Annotated in this window: 13 protein-coding genes; 9 read left to right on the top strand and 4 right to left on the bottom strand. The window is 67.3% G+C overall.

Annotated features, from left to right (window positions below):
• Window positions 1–4: 4 nt before the first annotated feature.
• From HD600_RS00385 to HD600_RS00370, 4 genes are read left to right on the top strand one after another with little or no spacing between them, the layout of a single operon-like run.
• A complete protein-coding gene (locus HD600_RS00385) occupies window positions 5–1,009 on the top strand; it encodes a hypothetical protein (RefSeq protein WP_144796705.1) in 1,005 nt (334 codons plus the stop codon).
• Between the two features lies 1 nt (window position 1,010).
• A complete protein-coding gene (hisD, locus tag HD600_RS00380) occupies window positions 1,011–2,339 on the top strand; it encodes a histidinol dehydrogenase (protein ID WP_184280775.1) in 1,329 nt (442 codons plus the stop codon).
• Window positions 2,340–2,343: 4 nt separating this feature from the next.
• A complete protein-coding gene (gene nrdR / locus HD600_RS00375; RefSeq protein WP_144796701.1) occupies window positions 2,344–2,820 on the top strand; it encodes a transcriptional regulator NrdR in 477 nt (158 codons plus the stop codon).
• Between the two features lie 10 nt (window positions 2,821–2,830).
• Window positions 2,831–3,856, top strand: coding sequence for a quinone-dependent dihydroorotate dehydrogenase (locus tag HD600_RS00370; RefSeq protein WP_184280773.1), 1,026 nt, complete (start codon window positions 2,831–2,833; stop codon window positions 3,854–3,856).
• An 18-nt stretch (window positions 3,857–3,874) separates the two neighbouring features.
• On the opposite strand, the gene HD600_RS00365 is transcribed toward HD600_RS00370, so the two are convergent.
• Complete coding sequence (locus tag HD600_RS00365) at window positions 3,875–4,438, bottom strand: DUF3043 domain-containing protein (protein ID WP_144796697.1); 564 nt, start codon at window positions 4,436–4,438, stop codon at window positions 3,875–3,877.
• Between the two features lie 47 nt (window positions 4,439–4,485).
• On the opposite strand from HD600_RS00365, the gene HD600_RS00360 reads away from it, so the two are divergent.
• From HD600_RS00360 to HD600_RS00340, 5 genes are all read left to right on the top strand, one after another.
• Complete coding sequence (locus tag HD600_RS00360; protein ID WP_184280770.1) at window positions 4,486–5,895, top strand: dipeptidase; 1,410 nt, start codon at window positions 4,486–4,488, stop codon at window positions 5,893–5,895.
• A gap of 78 nt (window positions 5,896–5,973) precedes the next feature.
• Window positions 5,974–6,336, top strand: coding sequence for an iron-sulfur cluster insertion protein ErpA (gene erpA, locus HD600_RS00355; RefSeq protein ID WP_184280768.1), 363 nt, complete (start codon window positions 5,974–5,976; stop codon window positions 6,334–6,336).
• A gap of 96 nt (window positions 6,337–6,432) precedes the next feature.
• Window positions 6,433–7,341, top strand: a complete 909-nt coding sequence (gene ctaC / locus HD600_RS00350; RefSeq protein ID WP_184280766.1) for an aa3-type cytochrome oxidase subunit II — start codon at window positions 6,433–6,435, stop codon at window positions 7,339–7,341.
• A 6-nt stretch (window positions 7,342–7,347) separates the two neighbouring features.
• A complete protein-coding gene (gene ctaD / locus HD600_RS00345; RefSeq protein WP_144796689.1) occupies window positions 7,348–9,096 on the top strand; it encodes an aa3-type cytochrome oxidase subunit I in 1,749 nt (582 codons plus the stop codon).
• A gap of 3 nt (window positions 9,097–9,099) precedes the next feature.
• Window positions 9,100–9,534, top strand: coding sequence for a cytochrome c oxidase subunit 4 (locus tag HD600_RS00340; RefSeq protein ID WP_144796687.1), 435 nt, complete (start codon window positions 9,100–9,102; stop codon window positions 9,532–9,534).
• Window positions 9,535–9,837: 303 nt separating this feature from the next.
• On the opposite strand, the gene HD600_RS00335 is transcribed toward HD600_RS00340, so the two are convergent.
• The 3 genes from HD600_RS00335 to qcrA form a co-directional block, all read right to left on the bottom strand.
• Window positions 9,838–10,257, bottom strand: coding sequence for a rhodanese-like domain-containing protein (locus HD600_RS00335; RefSeq protein WP_144796686.1), 420 nt, complete (start codon window positions 10,255–10,257; stop codon window positions 9,838–9,840).
• Between the two features lie 116 nt (window positions 10,258–10,373).
• Window positions 10,374–12,218: a cytochrome bc1 complex cytochrome b subunit gene (qcrB, locus tag HD600_RS00330; protein ID WP_184280764.1), complete on the bottom strand. Its 1,845-nt coding sequence runs from the start codon at window positions 12,216–12,218 to the stop codon at window positions 10,374–10,376.
• Window positions 12,215–13,291 (bottom strand): cytochrome bc1 complex Rieske iron-sulfur subunit, encoded by a 1,077-nt coding sequence (gene qcrA, locus HD600_RS00325; RefSeq protein ID WP_184280762.1) that lies wholly within the window; start codon window positions 13,289–13,291, stop codon window positions 12,215–12,217. Before qcrA ends, qcrB begins: the two co-directional genes overlap by 4 nt.
• Between the last annotated feature and the right edge of the window lie 13 nt (window positions 13,292–13,304).

Genomic DNA, 13,304 nt, shown 5'->3' with positions numbered 1-13,304 from the left:
ACCCATGAGTACGGACGCACCAGAAGAACTCTTTTCCGAAGACGAGGGCGTGCTCTACGTCGAAGAGGTCGCTCCGCAGCACGGAATCGCCGGGATGACACTTCGCGAACTGCTCATCGTCGCGGCGTGGGTGGTCATGTTCGTCACCTCCTTCTTCCCGGTCGGGTGGGCGCCGTCGCTGTGGGTGCAGGGCGTGTCCTGGCTCCTCCCGCTCGGGCTCCCGACGCTGGCGGTCTTCCTCCTCGTCCTGCGTCGTTTCTCGCCTGACGGCATCCGCCGGTTCGGGTCCCTCGGCATCGACCAGTTCGCGTCCGTCGCTTTCTCGGTCGCAGCGCTGTGGTGGGTGCAGACGGTGTGGTCGTTCCTCATCGCGACGTCGCTGGCCGGCGCGGCCGGGCTCGTGTGGGTGCCGTGGGTCCAGCTCGTGACCCTTCTCGTGCTCGTCGTGCTCTCGGTGTTCGCGCCGTTCATCCCTGGTCTGCGCGAGGACTTCCGCGGCCGTCTGGTGACGCTGGCGCACCGCAACGCGAATCCCGTCCGCCCTGTCATCGCCCGCCCGCAGGCGCCGCGCGAGGAGTCCACGGCCCCGGCCGCGACGGCACCCGTCGCTTCCGACGAGACCCACGTGACCGAGGTCATCGTCGATGAGCCCCGCGATGAGACCGCGGTGGACGACACGACTCACGAGACGATCGAGCAGCTCGGGCTCGGCGACAGCGTGCCGCTGACGTCGCACGCCTCGGACGGGGCGCTGGGAACGGCGCCCGAGCTCGACGAGGACTACGTCCCCGGGTACGCCCGCACTCCGCAGGATGCCGCGGCGCAGCCGTTCTGGGTGTTGGCTCCGACCGAGAGAGACGTCTTCGACGAGCAGGGAGCACCGCTGTTCCGGATCGGCCCCGACGCATGGGCTCTCGTGCTCGAGGACCGCGGGGGTGCCTACGTGGTGCGCCACGACGACGGGCGCATCGGATACCTGCACGACATCGCCGACCTCACGAGAGGCTGAAATGCGCACGATCGATCTGCGAGGGCGACGGCTCTCGCCGGCGGACATGCTCGCCGCCGTACCCCGCGCCGCACAGGCACGGGCCGAGGCCCTGGAGACCGCCGCCCGCATCGTCGACGACGTGCGCACCGGGGGAGAAGCGGCGCTGCGCGACCAGGCCGAGAGATTCGACCGCGTCACCGGTCACGACATCCGGGTGCCCGAGGCGCACATCGCCGAGGCCCTCGCCGCGCTCACCCCGCAGATCCGGACGGCACTCGAGGAGGCGATCCGTCGCGTCCGTCAGGCCTCGGCCGCCCAGGTCCCTGAGACCCGTGTCACGCAGATCGGAGACGGGGCGCTCATCACGCAGCGCTGGCAGCCGGTGAACCGTGTCGGGGTGTACATCCCCGGCGGCAAGGCGGTGTATCCGTCGAGCGTGATCATGAACGTCGTCCCGGCGCAGGTGGCCGGAGTCACCGAGATCGCCCTCGCCTCGCCTCCGCAGGCCGACCAGGGCGGCCGGGTCCACCCGGTCATCCTCGCGGCGGCCGGACTGCTCGGCATCACCGAGATCTACGCCATGGGTGGAGCCGGCGCGATCGGCGCCTTCGCCTGGGGTGTGTCGGATCTGGACCTCGACCCGGTGGATGTCATCTCCGGTCCGGGGAACAACTATGTCGCATCCGCCAAGCGTGCTGTCGCCGGCGTGGTCGGGACCGACTCCGAGGCCGGAGCGACCGAGATCCTCATCGTCGCCGACTCCTCTGCGAATGCGCGTCTCGTCGCCGCCGATCTCGTCAGCCAGGCCGAGCACGACGAACAGGCCTCCGCAGTCCTCGTCACCGACGATGCCGATCTCGCTCAGCGTGTCGCGGTCGAGGTCTCCGCCCGCGCGGAGACGTCCCTGCACCGTGAGCGCATCGGCGTCGCCCTGTCCGGTCCGCAGTCGGCGATCGTCCTCGTCGACGACCGTGCGATGGCGGCGGCGTTCAGCAACGCCTACGCGCCGGAGCACCTCGAACTGCACCTCGAGGACGCGCAGGAGGCGGCGGCCGCCTTCACCAGTGCCGGCGCGATCTTCGTCGGTGAGCAGACCCCCGTGAGCCTCGGCGACTACATGGCGGGCAGTAACCACGTGCTGCCCACCGGCGGGCAGGCCCGTTACGCACCGGGGCTCGGCGCCTACACGTACCTGAGGCCCCAGCAGGTGATCTCGTACGACCACGCGGCCCTTGCTGCGGTCAGGGAAGGGATCGTGGCGCTGTCGAACGTGGAGGTCCTCCCCGCGCACGGAGAGGCCGTCGAGGCGCGCTTCCAGGAAGACGCTCAGGGAACGGCTACGCTCTAACACCATGCACTGCCCGTTCTGCCGTCACCCCGATTCCCGTGTGATCGACTCCCGCACCAGCGACGACGGGCTCTCGATCCGCCGTCGCCGGCAGTGTCCCGAGTGCGGCGGACGGTTCACCACCACCGAGACCGCCAGCCTCAACGTGATCAAGCGTTCCGGAGTGATGGAGCCGTTCAGTCGCGAGAAGGTGATCGCGGGCGTTCGCAAGGCCTGTCAGGGGCGTCCGGTCACCGAGGCCGACCTCGCGATCCTCGCCCAACGCGTCGAGGAGGCCGTGCGGCAGACCGGCGTCTCGCAGCTCGATGCCAATGAGATCGGCCTGGCTATCCTCGGACCGCTGCGCGAGCTCGACGAGGTCGCCTACCTGCGCTTCGCGAGCGTCTACCAGGCGTTCGACTCGCTGGAGGACTTCGAGAGCGCGATCACGGACCTGCGGGCCGACCACGCCGAGTCGGAGACGGCACCGGCCGAGCGGTAATCTGGCAGGGATGTATCCCTTCCTCTTCCGCGCCGTCCTGTCGCGCTTCGATCCTGAGTTCGCGCACCACGCCGGCATGGCGGTCATCCGAGTCCTCGGTGTGCCGCCGTTCGCCTGGGTGACGCGAGCGCTGTGCGCACCGCGGGCGGATCGACAGGTCAACGCCCTCGGCCTCACCTTCGACACGCCGTTCGGCGTCGCGGCAGGCTTCGACAAGAACGCCGTCGGCGTCCGCGGCCTCGCAGCGCTCGGCTTCGGCCACGTCGAGGTCGGCACCGTCACCGCGGTGCCGCAGGAGGGCAATCCCAAGCCGCGCCTGTTCCGTCTCGTGGCCGATCGCGCCGTCATCAACCGCATGGGCTTCAACAACGCCGGAGCGGATGCTGCAGCCAAGCGCCTCGCCTCCCTGCGGCGGCGGCGGCGGCCGAAGACCGTCATCGGCGTGAACATCGGCAAGAGCCGGGTCGTCGCCGTCGAGGACGCGACAGCCGATTACGTCGCGAGCGCCACGACGCTGGCACCGCTCGCCGACTACCTCGCGGTGAACGTCTCGTCCCCGAACACTCCGGGGCTCCGCGGTCTGCAGGCCGTCGGGACCCTTGCTCCGCTGCTGCGCGCCGTCAAGACCGCTGCCGGTGCCACGCCGCTGCTCGTCAAGATCGCCCCCGACCTGCCGGATGAGGAGATCACGGCCATCGCACAGTTGGCGGTCGCCGAAGGCCTGGACGGGATCATCGCGCACAACACGACGATCAGCAGAGACGGCCTGCAGACGGATGCCGCGACGGTGGAGGCCGCCGGCGCCGGTGGGCTCTCCGGTGCGCCGCTGCGTGAGCGGTCGATGGAGGTCCTCAAGGTCGTGCGAGAGGCCGTGCCGGCCGATTTCTGCGTGATCTCCGTCGGGGGAGTGGAGACAGCGAAGGACGTTCAGGAACGTCTGGATGCCGGAGCCACGCTCGTCCAGGGGTACACCGCGTTCCTGTACCGCGGGCCGCTGTGGGCGCGCCAGATCGACCGCGGTCTTCGGCGTCGCTGAGCCCCGGAGGGCGGACGGTCAGGCCGGGTACTGCCCGCGCTTGACCTGCGGCTTCGGCAGACGCATGAAGCGCATCTGCAGCGAACGCATAGCGGCGTACCAGCCGAGACCCTTCTCCATGCGCTCCTTGCCGAACTTCGCGGCGGCCTTCCGCTTCACGCGGCCGGCGAGCAGGATCATGTCGAGCACGGCGACGAGGATGAACCCCCAGAGTCCGATGAACGCATAGAACGAGAACATCGCGTTCGGCACAAGTGACACGAGGATGACGACGACCATGAGGGCCATGACCCACTCGGAGACGTGCCAGCCGGCGTCGACGTAGTCGCGCACCCACCGCCGCTGAGGACCCTTGTCCCGCGCGGGAAGGTACTTGTCCTCTCCCGCGGCCATCCCGGCCTGCGCGCGCTCGCGCTGCTCACGGAGCTGTGCGCGTGCGGCGGCCTTCGCCTCCTTGGTGTTGGCCACGAGCGGACGGCGACGTGCCGCCTCCCGCTCTGCACGGCTCGGCGTTGGCCGTCCCTTGCCGACGACCGGCGTCTCGGCGGACTCGTCGTTCGTCGATGGGGTGGTAGCGGCCACGGGTCTCCTCAGATGGTGATTCGGGGTGAAGCCTTAAGATTACTCGCATGACCTCCGTGCCGCCCACCGCAGACCCCGCCGTCGAATCCGCCGTCACCGAGGCGGTGGCCACCGGCATCCCGAAGGCCCTCGCCGATCTCGGCGACCTGGTCCGGATCCCCGGCATGGCCTGGCCCGCTTTCGACCAGTCCCAGCTCCAGCGCAGTGCGGAGCGCGTCGCTCAGCTCGCCGAGGACACCGGCGTCTTCGATGAGGTGCGTGTGCTGCGCGCGGCGGTGCCGGGGACGGACGAGTTCGGACAGCCGGCCGTGCTCGCCACCAGGGCGGCATGCAACGGCAAGCCGACGATCCTCCTGTACGCGCACCACGACGTGCAGCCCCCGGGAGACGACGCACTGTGGGAGACGCCTCCGTTCGAGCCGACGGTGCGCGACGGACGCCTGTACGGCCGTGGGGCGGCGGACGACAAGGCGGGCATCATGACGCACATCGCGTCTCTGCGTGCCGTGCGGGAGGCCGTGGGCGACGACCTCGATCTCGGCATCTCCATGTTCATCGAGGGGGAGGAGGAGTACGGCTCTCGCTCGTTCGCCCAGTTCCTCTCCGACAACGCCGACGCCCTGCGCGCGGACGCGATCGTGGTGGCCGACTCCGGCAACTGGGATTCGACGACTCCCGGTCTGACCGTCTCCCTGCGCGGGAACGCCCGATTCACGCTCACGGTTCGCACCCTCGACCATGCCTCCCACTCCGGGATGTTCGGCGGTGCGGTTCCCGACGCCATGATGGCCACCGTCCGTCTGCTCTCGACGCTGTGGGACGGCGACGGCGCCGTCGCCGTCGCCGGATTGACCGAACGCGACGCGCCGACGCCGGAGTACTCCGAAGAGACGCTCCGCGATGAGGCGGGCCTGCTGCCAGGGACGACGCCGGTCGGCCGGGACAGCATCCTCAGCCGCATCTGGAACAAGCCGGCCGTCACCGTCATCGGCATCGACGCGACGAGTGTCGCGGCGGCATCCAACACGCTCCTCCCCGAAGTGACCGTCGTCATCAGCGCGCGCGTCGCCCCAGGCCAGAGCGGAGCCGACGCATACGCCGCCCTCGAGCAGCATCTGCGCGCCCACGCCCCCTTCGGCGCGGAGCTGACGTTCTCCGATGTCGACCTCGGCGACGGATTCCTCGTCGACACCAGCGGCTGGGCGGTGCAGCTCGCGCGCGGCGCGATGGCCGACGGCTACGGCGTCGACCCCGTCGACCTCGGCGTCGGCGGATCGATCCCCTTCATCGCGGACCTCGTGCGCGAGTTCCCCGAGGCGCAGATCCTCGTCACCGGCGTGGAGGATCCGCACTCGCGCGCGCACAGCCCCAACGAGTCGCTGCACCTGGACACCTTCCGCCACGCCATCGCGACGGAGGCGTTGATGCTGGCGCGGATGAACGGCGCCACCGACTGATCCGGGCCCGTACGCAGGCTGCGGCGGTAGAATCCAGAGGACAGCTGCGTTCCGGCGCGGCGTGAGAGAAGGAGCGACATGAGCGACACCATCACCACCCCCGAGACCACCGCCGCCCACGGCGTCACCCTCACTGAGGCCGCCGCCACCAAGGTGAAGAACCTGCTCGAGCAGGAGGGCCGCGACGACCTTCGCCTGCGCGTCGCAGTGCAGCCGGGCGGATGCTCCGGCCTCATCTACCAGCTCTACTTCGACGAGCGCTACCTCGACGGTGACGAGACCGTCGACTTCGACGGCGTCGAGGTCATCGTCGACAACATGAGCGTGCCCTACCTCGACGGCGCAGCCATCGATTTCAAGGACACGATCTCGGAGCAGGGCTTCACCATCGACAACCCCAACGCAGCGGGAAGCTGCGCCTGCGGCGACAGCTTCCACTGAGCATCAGCCGTGTCCGACCTGCGTGGTTGGCATGAATCAGGTGTGAGCTTGCCCTAGACTGGGATACGCCCTGTCCGCGATCTTGAAAGGTGTATCGTGCCCTCGAAACGCCGCCTTCGTTGGGTCGCAGTTCCTGCGGGAATTGCGGCAGCTGTGGCCCTGGCGGGATGCACTCCCACAGAGCTCCACGGATTCCTCCCGGGCTTCGTGGAAGACGGCACTGCCGCCACGAACCAGACCGACCGTGTCGCGTCGCTCTGGGTCAACTCGTGGATCGTCCTTCTCGCCGTCGGCGTGATCACCTGGGCGCTGATGGGGTGGGCCGCTGTCGCCTACCGTCGCCGCAAGGGCCAGACCGGCCTGCCGGTGCAGATGCGCTACAACATGCCCATCGAGATCTTCTACACGGCTGTGCCGCTCGTGCTGGTCCTCGGTTTCTTCTTCTTCACGGCGCGTGATCAGGCGGAGATCGAGACGCAGTGGGGCGATGAAGCAGACGTCGAGATCACGGCGATCGGCAAGCAGTGGGCCTTCGACTTCATGTACGCCGGCGAGGACGACGACCTGTCCGACGCCGTCTGGACCATGGGTATCCAGGCGCAGCCCGACGCGGAAGGCAACGTCGACCAGGAGAAGCTCCCCACGCTGGTGCTCCCTGTTGACCAGAAGGTGCACATCAGCCTTCAGTCGCGCGATGTCATCCACTCGTTCTGGATCATCGACTTCCTCTACAAGAAGGACATGTACATCGGGAAGGACAACTCCTGGTCCTTCATCCCGACGCGCGTCGGCGAGTACGCCGGAAAGTGCGCCGAGCTCTGCGGTGAGTACCACTCGATGATGCTCTTCAACGTGAAGGTCGTCGAGCAGGACGAGTACGACGACTACGTCGAAGCACTGCGCGAAGAGGGCAACACCGGCGACATCGCCGACGCCTATGACCGTCTCGGCAACTTCCCGGGCACGGGTGCCCCGGGAACGGACTCCGAGGAAGAGGGAGAGTAACACCTCATGTCGACCACCACTGAGGCCCCCAGCCACGACGCCGGAGCTCGCCCCACCGCGATCCCCGCTCGTCAGGCGGCTCTGCTGAGCTCCTCGCGCACAGAGCAGAAGGGCAACATCGTCGTCAAGTGGATCACGTCCACTGACCACAAGACCATCGGGTACATGTACCTGATCACCTCCGTGCTCTTCTTCCTGCTCGGCGGTGTGATGGCTCTCGTCATCCGCGCCGAGTTGTTCGCGCCGGGAATGCAGATCGTCCCGACGAAGGAGCAGTACAACCAGCTGTTCACGATGCACGGCACGATCATGCTGCTGATGTTCGCGACCCCGCTGTTCGCCGGTTTCGCCAACGCGATCCTGCCCCTTCAGCTCGGTGCGCCGGACGTCGCCTTCCCGCGACTGAACGCCTTCGCCTTCTGGCTCTTCGGATTCGGCTCCATCATCGCGATCGCCGGATTCCTCACCCCGCAGGGTGCGGCCTCGTTCGGATGGTTCGCCTACCAGCCGCTCGCCAACGCGACCTTCTCGCCCGGTGCCGGCGGAAACCTCTGGATGGTCGGACTCGGCATGTCCGGTTTCGGAACGATCCTCGGTGCGGTGAACTTCATCACCACGATCATCACGATGCGTGCGCCGGGTATGACGATGTGGCGCATGCCGATCTTCTCGTGGAACACGCTCATCACGAGCCTTCTGATCCTCATGGCGTTCCCGGTCCTCGCCGCGGCGATCTTCGCCGCCGCCGCCGACCGCATCCTCGGTGCGCACGTCTACGACCCGGCCAACGGCGGTGTCCTGCTCTGGCAGCACCTGTTCTGGTTCTTCGGACACCCCGAGGTCTACATCATCGCGCTGCCGTTCTTCGGCATCGTCTCCGAGATCTTCCCGGTGTTCAGCCGCAAGCCGATCTTCGGATACAAGACGCTCGTCTACGCGACCATCGCGATCGCGGCGCTGTCCGTGGCCGTCTGGGCGCACCACATGTACGTCACCGGCTCGGTGCTGCTGCCGTTCTTCGCGCTCATGACCATGCTGATCGCGGTGCCGACGGGTGTGAAGATCTTCAACTGGATCGGTACGCTCTGGCGAGGCTCGGTCACGTTCGAGACCCCGATGGTGTTCTCGCTCGGCTTCCTCGTGTCGTTCGTCTTCGGCGGTCTGACCGGTGTCATCCTCGCGTCGCCTCCGCTCGACTTCCACCTCAGCGACTCGTACTTCGTCGTGGCGCACTTCCACTACGTCGTGTTCGGTACCGTCGTGTTCGCGATGTTCGCCGGGTTCTACTTCTGGTGGCCCAAGTGGACCGGCCGCATGCTCAACGAGCGCCTCGGCTACGTGCACTTCTGGATGCTCTTCATCGGCTTCCACATGACGTTCCTCATCCAGCACTGGCTGGGTGTCGACGGCATGGTCCGTCGCTACGCCGACTACTCGGAAGCGGACGGCTGGACCTGGGGCAACCAGGTGTCCACGATCGGTGCGGTCATCCTCGGTGCGTCGATGCTGCCGTTCTTCCTGAACGTGTGGATCACGGCGCGCAAGGCACCGAAGGTCACCGTCAACGACCCGTGGGGTTACGGCGCGTCGCTCGAGTGGGCGACCAGCTGCCCGCCGCCTCGCCACAACTTCACGTCGATCCCGCGCATCCGCAGCGAGCGGCCCGCATTCGACCTGAACCACCCCGAGGCCGCAGAGCACCCCGTCGGTGTCTCCGTGTCCGATGCCCCGTCTGAGAGCGGAGAGGGCAAGTAAGCCATGCGTTCGAACGTAATCCTGTGGTGGCTCCTCGCCGTCTTCTTCGCCCTGGTCGGCGCCACCTACACCGTCTGGCACATCATCGCGTACCCCGATCTCGTCGGAGCGATGCGAGTCGAGTGGGTAGGCACGGTCGCGCTGTTCTTCGGCGCCTTCATGTCTGCGATGATCGCCGTCTACCTGCAGCGCACGCACAAGGCGCAGGGTGGCGAGCTGCCCGAGGACATCTTGACCTCGGACATTGACGACGGAGATCCCGAGCTCGGTGAGTTCAGCCCGTGGTCCTGGTGGCCGCTGGTCCTCGCGGCATCCGCCGGTGTCTTCCTCGTCGGTATGGCCGTCGGCACGTTCCTCCTCCCCATCGGTGTGGCGATCTTCGCCGTCGCGATCGTGGGCTGGGTCTACGAGTACTACCGCGGAAACTTCGCACGCTGATCTGCAACTGAGAAAGGGCCGCCGGATTCGTCCGGCGGCCCTTTCTCTTTCCCGCGAGCGGGGTCAGTCGAGTTCTGCCGTCATCTGCAGCCGTGGTCCTCATCGGCCGGCCGTTCCTCGGCTCGTCCGTGTCTGCCGTGTGCCGGGAGCACCGAGACCGTTCCAGATGGGGGTTCTCGACGTCCGTGATCACCTGGGCGAAACCGATCGTGCCGTGGCGGGCGTGGTGGCCGACGAGCGTGTGTCGCTCGCTCGCTCGTGGGCGCGGAGCGGATCGTGAAAGGGTGCTGCGGCGCACCGTCGTCAGACACGTGTGCGGACGCGGGGGACACCGGTGAGGGGATCGATCGGGCGCCGGTGCACGCCGTCGCGGTCCTCGACCGGGTAGCCCTCGCGCACCCAGTACTCGAAGCCGCCGATCATCTCGCGCACCTGATAGCCGAGCGTGGCGAACTCCAGCGCAGCCTTGGCGCCGGCGTTGCATCCAGGACTCCAGCAGTACACGACGACGTCGACGTCGCGAGGGATCTCGGCCGGCGCACGGGTGGGAATCTCCGAGTAGTGCATGTGTACGGCCCCGGCGACGCGTCCCTGCGCCCATGCCTCGTCCGAGCGGACATCGACGACGGTGACGGCTTCTCCGGCCTTCTGACGGGCGTACAGGTCGCTGGGGTCGGTCTCGTACGCCAGCTTGGCGGCGAAGAACTCTGCGCGATCGATCATGGCCCCAGACTAGAGCGTCCGGCGCGTATGCCACCGACTATGACCGGGGGAGTGCACGCAGAACGAGGAAGGCCCCGATGCGAGTGCATCGGGGCCTTCCTCAGGGAAGGAGCGGGTTACTTCCCGTCCTCTTCGTCCTTGTCGTCCGTGGCGGCTGTCGTCCGGTTCTCGCGGACATCTTCCGCCGGCTCGGTGGCGAGCACCGTGCTGGGGGTGTTCGCTGTTTCGGGGACGTGCGTCTCCGGGTTCGGCGTCAGCGGTGCGTCGGGGACCCCGGCACGCTCGTGCGCGCCCTGGATCTCCGCGGCCTCAGCCTCGTCCATGTCGGCCGTGACGTGGTGCTGGTGTGCATCAGCGGCAGCCACCTCCGCCTGCGTCAGGGGAGCGAGGCGGTCCTCGTAGAACCAGCGGGACAGCGAGGAACGCAGGTTCTCCGTCCACGGGATGCGGCCCTTGTCGTTGGGGCGCACCACGAGGGGCTCGTAGTTCTCGACGTCGATGAGCTTCCAACGGTCGTACTGATCGACCGGCTGGTGGACCTCGATGAACTCGCCACCGGGAAGGCGCACGATGCGTCCCGACTCGTAGCCGTGCAGGACGATCTCGCGGTCCTTCTTCTGCAGAGCGAGGCAGATGCGCTTGGTCACGAAGTAACCGAGGATCGGACCGAGGAACAGCAGGGCCTGCAGCGTGTGGATGACACCTTCCATCGTGAGGTGGAAGTGCGTCGCCATGAGGTCGGAGGATGCCGCCGCCCACATGACCGCGTAGAAGATGACGCCGGCGACGCCGATCGCGGTGCGGGTGGCTGCGTTACGAGGACGCTCGGCGATGTGGTGCTCGCGCTTGTCGCCGGTGATCCACGCCTCGATGAAGGGGTAGATCGCGACGAGGACGATGAACAGACCGAGCACGGCCACCGGGACCAGGATGCCGAACGACCAGGTGTGGTCGAGGAACACGATGTCCCAGTTCGACGGTGCGAGACGCAGGGCGCCGTCCGCGAAGCCGATGTACCAGTCGGGCTGGGTACCTGCGGACACGGGGGACGGGTCGTACGGACCGTAGTTCCAGACCGGGTTGATCTGGAAGAAGGTCGCGATGAGGACGATCGCGCCGAAGACGATGAACAGGAATCCGCCCATCTTCGACATGTAGACCGGCATCATCGGGTAGCCGACGACGTTGTCGTTCGTGCGGCCGGGGCCGGCGAACTGGGTGTGCTTGTTCACGATCATCAGCATGAGGTGCACGGCGATGAGGCCGATCACCAGCAGCGGAAGCAGCAGGATGTGCAGCGTGTACAGGCGTCCGACGATGTCGGTTCCGGGGAACTCGCCGCCGAAGAGCAGGAACGAGGTCCACGTGCCGATGAGGGGGAGGCCCTTGATCATGCCGTCGATGATGCGGAGACCGTTGCCGGAGAGCAGATCGTCGGGCAGCGAGTAGCCGGTGAAGCCCTCTGCCATCGCGAGGATGAAGAGCACGAAGCCGATCACCCAGTTGAGCTCGCGCGGCTTGCGGAACGCACCGGTGAAGAAGATGCGCAGCATGTGCACACCGATACCGGCGACGAACACCAGAGCAGCCCAGTGGTGGATCTGACGGACGAGCAGACCGCCGCGCAGGTCGAACGAGATGCGCAGGGTCGACTCGAGGGCCGCGGACATCTCGATTCCACGCATCGGCGCGTAGGCGCCGGTGTAGTGGGTCTCGACCATCGACGCCTGGAAGAAGAACGTCAGGAACGAGCCGGAGATGAACACGACGACGAAGCTCCACAGAGCGATCTCGCCGAGCATGAACGACCAGTGGTCAGGGAAGATCTTGCGTCCGAGCTCCTTGACGAAGCCCGACAGGCTGGTGCGCTCGTCGATGTAGTTCGACGCGGCGCCGACGAAGCGGCCGCCGAGGGGCGCCTTGTTGTCCTTGTCCTCTTTGGACAGCGTTGCGGTGCTCAATGGCGCTCCCAGAAGCTCGGGCCGACAGGCTCGGTGAAGTCGCTGCGTGCGACGAGGTAGCCCTCGGCGTCGACGGTGATCGGCAGCTGCGGCAGGGGACGTGCGGCCGGGCCGAAGATGACCTTGGCGTGGTCGGTCACGTCGAACTGCGACTGATGGCAGGGGCACAGCAGGTGGTGCGTCTGCTGCTCGTACAGGGCGACAGGGCATCCGACGTGCGTGCACACCTTGGAATAGGCGACGATCCCGTCGTACGACCAGTCCTTGCGGTCCTCGGCCTCGATCAGCTGCTCGGGGCGGAGACGCATCATGAGGACGATGGCCTTGGCCTTCTCCTCGAGGTAGCCGTCGTGGTGCGAGAGGCTTGCGAGGTCCTCGGGGATGACGTGGAAGGCGGAGCCGAGGGTGACGTCGGCAGCACGGATCGGGGTGCCGTCCGGGTCGCGGACGAGACGCTGTCCCTCAGCCCACATCGTGTGCTTGAGGAGAGCGACCGGGTCGCCTGCCGTGGGGTCGTCCGGCGTGCTGTGCGGCGCGAGGCCGCGGAACAGTGCGACGCCGGGGACGATGGATGCCACGATCGCAGCGATCAGCGAGTTGCGGATCATCGTACGGCGACCGAAACCGGACTCCTCGTTCGCGTCGGCGAACGCCTGGATGGCGGCTTCGCGAGTCGAGTCCTTGCCGCGGGTCGGGTGCCGGTGCTCGATGTGCTCCTTGTCGCTCATGAGCGCCTTGGACCAGTGGATCGCTCCCACACCGATCGACAGCAGCGCCAGGGCGATGCCGAGACCGATGAAGAGGTTGTTGTTGCGGACTGCCGCCAGCGACCCGTCTTCGATCGGGAACAGCATGTACGCCGCGACGGCCCAGATGCTGCCGGCGAGCGACAGGTAGAACAGCGTGTAGACCGTGCGGGCAGCGCGCTTCTCAGCCTTCGGATCCTTGTCCGTCATCCGCTCTCGGTGCGGCGGCAGGCCGGGGTTCTGCACGGGATCGCTGACTGCGACACCCAGCCCGGGGGAGGGCTGGTAGGCCCGATCAAGGGCCTGTGAGTCGTCGTCGTGTGCCATGGTGCTCCTCGTA

The organism is Microbacterium ginsengiterrae, from assembly GCF_014205075.1.
In the GTDB taxonomy this organism is placed as follows: Bacteria; Actinomycetota; Actinomycetes; order Actinomycetales; family Microbacteriaceae; genus Microbacterium; species Microbacterium ginsengiterrae.
The sequence above is the reverse complement of the archived record's forward strand: the minus strand, read 5'-3'. Positions and strand labels throughout refer to the sequence as shown.

Excerpts from the sequence above, each read along its gene's own strand:
- HD600_RS00370 (WP_184280773.1), top strand. The coding sequence starts at position 2,831 with ATGTATCCCTTCCTCTTCCGCGCCGTCCTGTCGCGCTTCGATCCTGAG.
- HD600_RS00385 (WP_144796705.1), top strand. The coding sequence starts at position 5 with ATGAGTACGGACGCACCAGAAGAACTCTTTTCCGAAGACGAGGGCGTG.
- HD600_RS00335 (WP_144796686.1), bottom strand. The coding sequence starts at position 10,257 with ATGATCGATCGCGCAGAGTTCTTCGCCGCCAAGCTGGCGTACGAGACC.
- nrdR (WP_144796701.1), top strand. The coding sequence starts at position 2,344 with ATGCACTGCCCGTTCTGCCGTCACCCCGATTCCCGTGTGATCGACTCC.
- HD600_RS00360 (WP_184280770.1), top strand. The coding sequence starts at position 4,486 with ATGACCTCCGTGCCGCCCACCGCAGACCCCGCCGTCGAATCCGCCGTC.
- erpA (WP_184280768.1), top strand. The coding sequence starts at position 5,974 with ATGAGCGACACCATCACCACCCCCGAGACCACCGCCGCCCACGGCGTC.
- qcrA (WP_184280762.1), bottom strand. The coding sequence starts at position 13,291 with ATGGCACACGACGACGACTCACAGGCCCTTGATCGGGCCTACCAGCCC.
- ctaD (WP_144796689.1), top strand. The coding sequence starts at position 7,348 with ATGTCGACCACCACTGAGGCCCCCAGCCACGACGCCGGAGCTCGCCCC.
- hisD (WP_184280775.1), top strand. The coding sequence starts at position 1,011 with ATGCGCACGATCGATCTGCGAGGGCGACGGCTCTCGCCGGCGGACATG.
- HD600_RS00340 (WP_144796687.1), top strand. The coding sequence starts at position 9,100 with ATGCGTTCGAACGTAATCCTGTGGTGGCTCCTCGCCGTCTTCTTCGCC.